This is a genomic window from Streptomyces sp. NPDC050856, from assembly GCF_040653855.1.
In the GTDB taxonomy this organism is placed as follows: Bacteria; Actinomycetota; Actinomycetes; order Streptomycetales; family Streptomycetaceae; genus Streptomyces.
Genome location: NZ_JBFAGV010000062.1, coordinates 1 through 5,903, shown reverse-complemented (window position 1 = coordinate 5,903; position 5,903 = coordinate 1). Strand labels below are relative to the sequence as shown.

General features: G+C 73.4%; 5 protein-coding genes. 3 read left to right on the top strand and 2 right to left on the bottom strand.

The window, feature by feature from the left end:
- Window positions 1-91: 91 nt before the first annotated feature.
- On the bottom strand, window positions 92-868 hold the full coding sequence (locus AB0H53_RS28925) for a TSUP family transporter (protein WP_362119576.1): 777 nt from the start codon (window positions 866-868) through the stop codon (window positions 92-94).
- A 241-nt stretch (window positions 869-1,109) separates the two neighbouring features.
- Between AB0H53_RS28925 and AB0H53_RS28920 the strand changes: the two genes are divergently transcribed.
- From AB0H53_RS28920 to nirD, 3 genes are read left to right on the top strand one after another with little or no spacing between them, the layout of a single operon-like run.
- Complete coding sequence (locus AB0H53_RS28920; protein WP_362119573.1) at window positions 1,110-2,288, top strand: FAD-dependent oxidoreductase; 1,179 nt, start codon at window positions 1,110-1,112, stop codon at window positions 2,286-2,288.
- A 1-nt stretch (window position 2,289) separates the two neighbouring features.
- Window positions 2,290-4,800 carry a nitrite reductase large subunit NirB gene (gene nirB, locus AB0H53_RS28915; protein ID WP_362119570.1) on the top strand — a complete coding sequence of 837 codons (2,511 nt, stop codon included), beginning with the start codon at window positions 2,290-2,292 and terminating at the stop codon, window positions 4,798-4,800.
- Window positions 4,797-5,174, top strand: a complete 378-nt coding sequence (nirD, locus tag AB0H53_RS28910; RefSeq protein ID WP_362119567.1) for a nitrite reductase small subunit NirD — start codon at window positions 4,797-4,799, stop codon at window positions 5,172-5,174. Before nirB ends, nirD begins: the two co-directional genes overlap by 4 nt.
- 45 nt (window positions 5,175-5,219) lie before the next feature.
- On the opposite strand, the gene AB0H53_RS28905 is transcribed toward nirD, so the two are convergent.
- Window positions 5,220-5,624, bottom strand: coding sequence for a VOC family protein (locus tag AB0H53_RS28905; RefSeq protein ID WP_362119565.1), 405 nt, complete (start codon window positions 5,622-5,624; stop codon window positions 5,220-5,222).
- Between the last annotated feature and the right edge of the window lie 279 nt (window positions 5,625-5,903).

Genomic DNA, 5,903 nt, shown 5'->3' with positions numbered 1-5,903 from the left:
CCGACCCCAAGCCCTACGTCTGGACCAAGACGGCGGACGAGATCCTCGAACGCCTCGCCTCATATCTAAACAGAATTCCTGACTCAGAAGACTAGGCCCACTGGTCGAACGCCAGCTTGGCGACCAGCGAGAAGACCACCACCAGCAGCACCCCGCGGACGAACTCGGACCCCTTGCGCAGCGCCGTCCGCGCACCCAGCATCCCGCCCGTCAGGTTGAAGACGGCCATCAGCGCCGCCAGTTGCCACAGCACCGTGCCCTGGTGGGCGAACATCGCGAGCGCCCCGGCGTTGGTGCACACGTTCACGATCTTGGCGGTGGCCGACGCGGTCACCAGGTCCAGGTGGAGGACGGCGGTGAGCGCCAGCACCAGGAAGGTGCCGGTACCCGGACCGAAGAGCCCGTCGTAGAACCCGATCCCGCCGCCGACGAGCACGATCGCCGCCAGCGCCCGCGCCCGGGTGACCGGCCGCCCGCCCTCGCCGGTGCCGAAGGACGGACGCAGGATGACGAACGCCGCGACGCCCAGCAGCACCACCATGGTGACCGGCCGCAGCAGCTCGCTGCTGATCCCGGCGGCGAAGAAGGCCCCGCCCATGGAACCGGCCAGGGCCGTCAACCCGATCCGTACCGCCGTGCGCACGTCCACCGGCGCCCTGCGCGCGTAGGTCACGGCGGCGCCCGTGGTACCGACGATGGCCACCGCCTTGTTCGTGCCGAGGACGTACGCCGCCGGGGCCTGCGGCAGGCCCAGCAGCAGCGCGGGCAGGAGCAGCAGGCCGCCACCGCCCACCACGGCGTCGATCCAGCCGGCCGCGAACGCGGCCAGGCAGAGCAGGACGAGGACGGTCAGCGATATGTCAGGCATGATCACGACCCTATGGAGGGGGCGGCCGCGCCGTCCATGGCAACGCCTGGGCCTCGAGCCGCCCTCGAGGCCGCCGCGGATCCCCGGGCCGCACCGGGCCGCCGCCCCGGCCGCGGGCCACCGGGGCGGTCGCCGGGCCCGTCCCCCTCACACCCGGCCCGGGCGCCCGCTGAGGGCGGCTTTCCGCGCGGGTAACACACCCGGTGCGCCCGGGTAACACCGCCGACGCACGCTGCTGGACATGAGTTCACGCATCGTGGTGGTCGGCGGCGGTACGGCGGGGGCACGCCTCGCCGAGCGGCTGCCCGTCACCCTGCTCGGCGAGGAGCCGCACGCCCCGTACAACCGGGTGCTGCTCGCGGACGTCCTGGCCGGCCGGTACGGGCCCGAGGTGATCGCCCTGCCGTCACCACGCGGTGGACCGGTGCGGCGGGGGACGCGGGTGACCGCCATCGACCGGGCGGCCCGGGTGGTGCGCTGCGCGGACGGCACGGCGGTCGCATACGACCGGCTGGTGCTGGCCACCGGCTCGAACCCGGTCCTGCCGCCGCTGCGCGGCCTGGGCGGTGACCGGCTGCCGTCCGGGGTGTACGCGTTCCGGACGCTCGACGACTGCCTGGCGCTGGACGCCCGGGTACGTCCCGGGGTGCGGGCGGTGGTGATCGGCGGCGGCCTGCTGGGCGTGTCGGCGGCCCGCGCGCTGGCGGCCCGGGGCGCCGAGGTGATGCTGGCCCAGCAGGGCGAGCACCTGATGGAACGCCAGCTCGACGCGCACGCCTCGGGACTGCTGCGCCGCCACCTGGTGGAGCTCGGTGTGGAGGTGCACACCGAGTGCCGGGTGCGCGGGCTGCGGTGCGAGGACGGCGCGGTACGGGCGGCGGAACTGGCCGACGGGTTCGTGCTCGACGCGGATGTCGTCGTCCTGGCCTGCGGGGTGCGGCCGCGCACCGGCCTGGCCCTGGCGGCCGGGCTGGACGTGCGGCGCGGAATCGTCGTCGACGACCGGCTGCGCACCTCGGATCCCCGTATCCACGCCATCGGCGACTGCGCCGAGCACGCGGGCCGGCTCTACGGCCTGGCGGGCGCGGCCCTGGAACAGGCCGATGTCCTGGCGGACCTGCTGTCCGGGGGTACCACGGCCTACCGCGGCACCCGCGCGCTGACCCGGCTGAGCATGGACGCCCTGGAACTGGCGGCGTTCGGCGAGGCGACCGAGCGGCCCGGCGACGACACCGTGCGGCTGACCGACGCCACCCGCAGCGCCTACCGCAAGGTCGTCGTGCGCGGCGACCGGCTGGTCGGGGGCGTCCTGCTCGGCGATCTCGGCGCGGTCGGGGCGCTCGCCCGGGCCTGGGAGGGCGACGAGGCCCTCCCGCACGCGCCCCTGCTCCACCTGCTCACCCACGACGGAGGCTTCTGACATGGCCCACCTGCCCACAATCGTCCTCGTCGGCCACGGCATGGTCGGCCAGCGCTTCCTGGAGGCGCTCGCCGACCGGGGCGTCACGGAGCGGGCCCGGATCGTCGTGCTCTGCGAGGAACCGCGCGCGGCGTACGACCGGGTCCGGCTCACCTCGTACTTCGACGGCCGCACGCCCGAGGAACTCTCCATGGTGGAGGGGGACTTCATGACGCGGCACGGGATCGAACTGCGCCTGGGCGACCCGGCCGAGTCGGTCGACCGCGAGGCGCGGACGGTCACGGCCCGGTCGGGGCTGACGGTCGCCTACGACACCCTGGTACTGGCGACCGGTTCGTACCCGTTCGTCCCGCCGGTGCCCGGCAAGGACGCCACCGGCTGCTTCGTCTACCGCACCATCGAGGACGTCCTGGCCATCGAGGAGTACGCCAGGACCGCCCGCACCGGCGCGGTGGTCGGCGGCGGGCTGCTCGGCCTGGAGGCGGCCGGCGCGCTCAAGGGGCTGGGCCTGGACACCCACATCGTGGAGTTCGCGCCCCGGCTGATGCCGGTCCAGGTGGACGAGGGCGGTGGCGCGGCGCTGCTGCGCACGATCGAGGACATGGGGCTGGTCGTCCACACCGGCACCGGCACCCAGGAGGTCATCGCCCCCGACGGTGTCGTGACGGGCATGGCCCTCTCGGACGGTTCCACGGTGGAGACCGACATGGTGGTCTTCTCGGCCGGGGTGCGACCCCGCGACCAGCTGGCCCGCGCGTGCGGTCTGAGCGTGGGCGAACGCGGCGGCATCGCCGTCGACGAGCGGTGCCGCACCTCCGACCCGGCGGTGTACGCGATCGGCGAGTGCGCGCTGGCGGCGGACGGCCGGGTGTACGGCCTGGTGGCGCCCGGCTACGAGATGGCGCTGACCGCCGCCGCGTCGATCGCCGAGGAGGAGACGAACGGTTTCACCGGCGCGGACATGTCCACCAAGCTCAAGCTGCTCGGTGTGGACGTGGCCTCCTTCGGTGACGCGCACGGCACGGCCGACGGCTGTCTGGACGTCGTCTACTCGGACTCGCGCTCCGGCGTCTACAAGAAGCTGGTCGTGGACGCCGACGGAGTACTGCTGGGCGGTGTCCTGGTCGGGGACGCCGAGGCGTACGGCATGCTGCGGCCGATGACCGGCACGAAGCCGCCGGTCGCCCCCGAGCAGCTCGTCCTGCCGGCCGGGGCGGGCGCCCCGGTGGCGCTGGGGCCGTCCGCCCTGCCCGACGACGCGATCATCTGCTCCTGCCACAACGTCACCAAGGGCGCCATCCGCGCCTGCTCGTCACTGCCCGAGGTCAAGAAGTGCACCAAGGCGGGTACCGGCTGCGGCAGTTGCGTCAAGGTGATCGGCCAGTTGCTGCCCAAGCCCGCCGACAGCGGCCTGTGCGGCTGCTTCCCCCACAGCCGCAGCGAGCTGTACGAGATCGTCCGCACGATGCGCTTCGGCTCGTACGCCGAACTGCTCGACTCGCACGGCCGCGACGAGGCCCGCGGCGGCGAGGGCTGCGAGATCTGCAAGCCGACCGTGGCTTCCATCCTGGCCAGCCTGAACAGCGACTACATCCTCGACGGCGAGCGCGCGGCGCTCCAGGACACCAACGACCACTTCCTGGCGAACATGCAGCGCAACGGGTCCTACTCGATCGTGCCGCGCATCCCGGGCGGTGAGATCACCCCGGACAAGCTGATCGTGATCGGGGAGGTGGCGCGGGACTTCGGCCTCTACACCAAGATCACCGGCGGTCAGCGGATCGACCTGTTCGGGGCGCGGGTGGACCAGCTTCCGGCGATCTGGGCCCGGCTGGTGGACGCCGGCTTCGAGTCCGGCCACGCCTACGGCAAGGCGCTGCGTACGGTGAAGTCGTGCGTGGGCCAGACCTGGTGCCGGTACGGCGTGCAGGACTCGGTCAGGATGGCCATCGACCTGGAGATGCGCTACCGGGGCCTGCGCGCCCCGCACAAGTTCAAGTCGGCCGTCTCCGGCTGCGCCCGGGAGTGCGCGGAGGCCCAGTCCAAGGACTTCGGCGTGATCGCCACCGCCAACGGCTGGAACCTGTACGTGGGCGGCAACGGCGGCGCCAGCCCGCGCCACGGCGACCTGCTCGCCCAGGACCTGTCGGACGCCGAGCTGATCCGGCTGATCGACCGGTTCCTGATGTTCTACATCCGTACCGCCGACCGGCTGGAGCGCACCTCGACGTGGCTGGAGCGGCTGGAGGGCGGGCTGGACCACCTGCGCGACGTGATCGTGCACGACCGGCTCGGCCTGTGCGACGAGCTGGAGTCGCAGATGGCCGCGCATGTGGCCGGCTACAAGGACGAGTGGGCCGAGACCCTCAACGACCCGGAGCGGCTGAGCCGGTTCGTCTCCTTCGTGAACGCCCCGGACGCGCCCGACCCGTCGGTGCGGTTCGTGCCGGAGCGCGGCCAGATCAAGCCCGACCTGACCATTCTCACCCTGGAAGGTGTTTCCGCCCGATGATGCTCGAACTCTTCCACCTCGGCACCTGGCTGCCGATCTGCGACGCGTCGCTGCTGACCCCGGGGCGCGGCATGGCGGCCCTGCTCCCGGGCGGCGACCAGGCGGCCCTGTTCCGCGACCGCGCTGGGCGGCTGTACGCCATCGGCAACCGCGACCCGTTCACCGGTGCCCAGGTCCTGTCCCGGGGCCTGCTGGGCTCGGCGGCGGGCCGGCCGTTCGTGGCGTCGCCCCTGCTGAAGCAGCGCTTCGACCTGGAGACGGGGCGCTGCCTGGACGACGAGGAGGTGTCGGTGCCGGTGTTCCCGGTCCGCACCGCCGGGCCCGCGGACCGGCCGGCGGTCCGGCGGGCGGCCGAGCCCGCGCTCCAGCGCTGAGGGACACCGGGGCGGCGGCCGGACCGCCGCCCGCCGGCGGTCCGCTCAGCCCTGGACGGCGGACGGGTCCATCCAGATGACCTCCCACAGGTGGTGGTCGGGGTCCTGGAAGGAACGGCCGTACATGGTGCCGTAGTCCGTGGGGTCGTTGGCCGGGTGGCCACCGGCGGCCAGCGCCGCGTCGGCGAGCTCGTCGACCTTCTCACGGCTCTCGGCGCTCAGCGCCAGGATCGCCTCGGTGGTGGTGCGCGCGTCGGCGATGTCCTTCTTGGTGAAGTCCTTGAAGCGCCGCTCGGTCAGCAGCATGACGAAGATCGTGTCACTGAGGACCAGGCTGGCGGCGTTCTCGTCGGAGAACTGCTCGTTGAAGGAGAAGCCCAGCTCGCTCCAGAAGGCCCTGGTCGCCGCGAGGTCCTTCACCGGCAGGTTCACGAAGATCATCTGAGGCATGTCGTCATCCGTTCTCGTCATGGCGCGGCCCTCGGCGGGCCGTGCGCCGGCGCGCGGTGTCGTTACGAGGGGTGGACCGCGCTCCCGCCGGGAACTCATCGGTTCTCTCGAAGGAATCTTCGCCCGGTGCGCCCCCGGCGCGCACCCGCGCCCGCGTCGCCGGCCCACGGCGCGGGCGCGGGGGGGCGCCCGGGCCCCCCCCCCCCGGGGCGGGGGGGGGCGGGCGCCCCAGGGGGGGGGGGCGGGGGGGGTGTGGGGCGCGACCGACGCGGGGGCCGG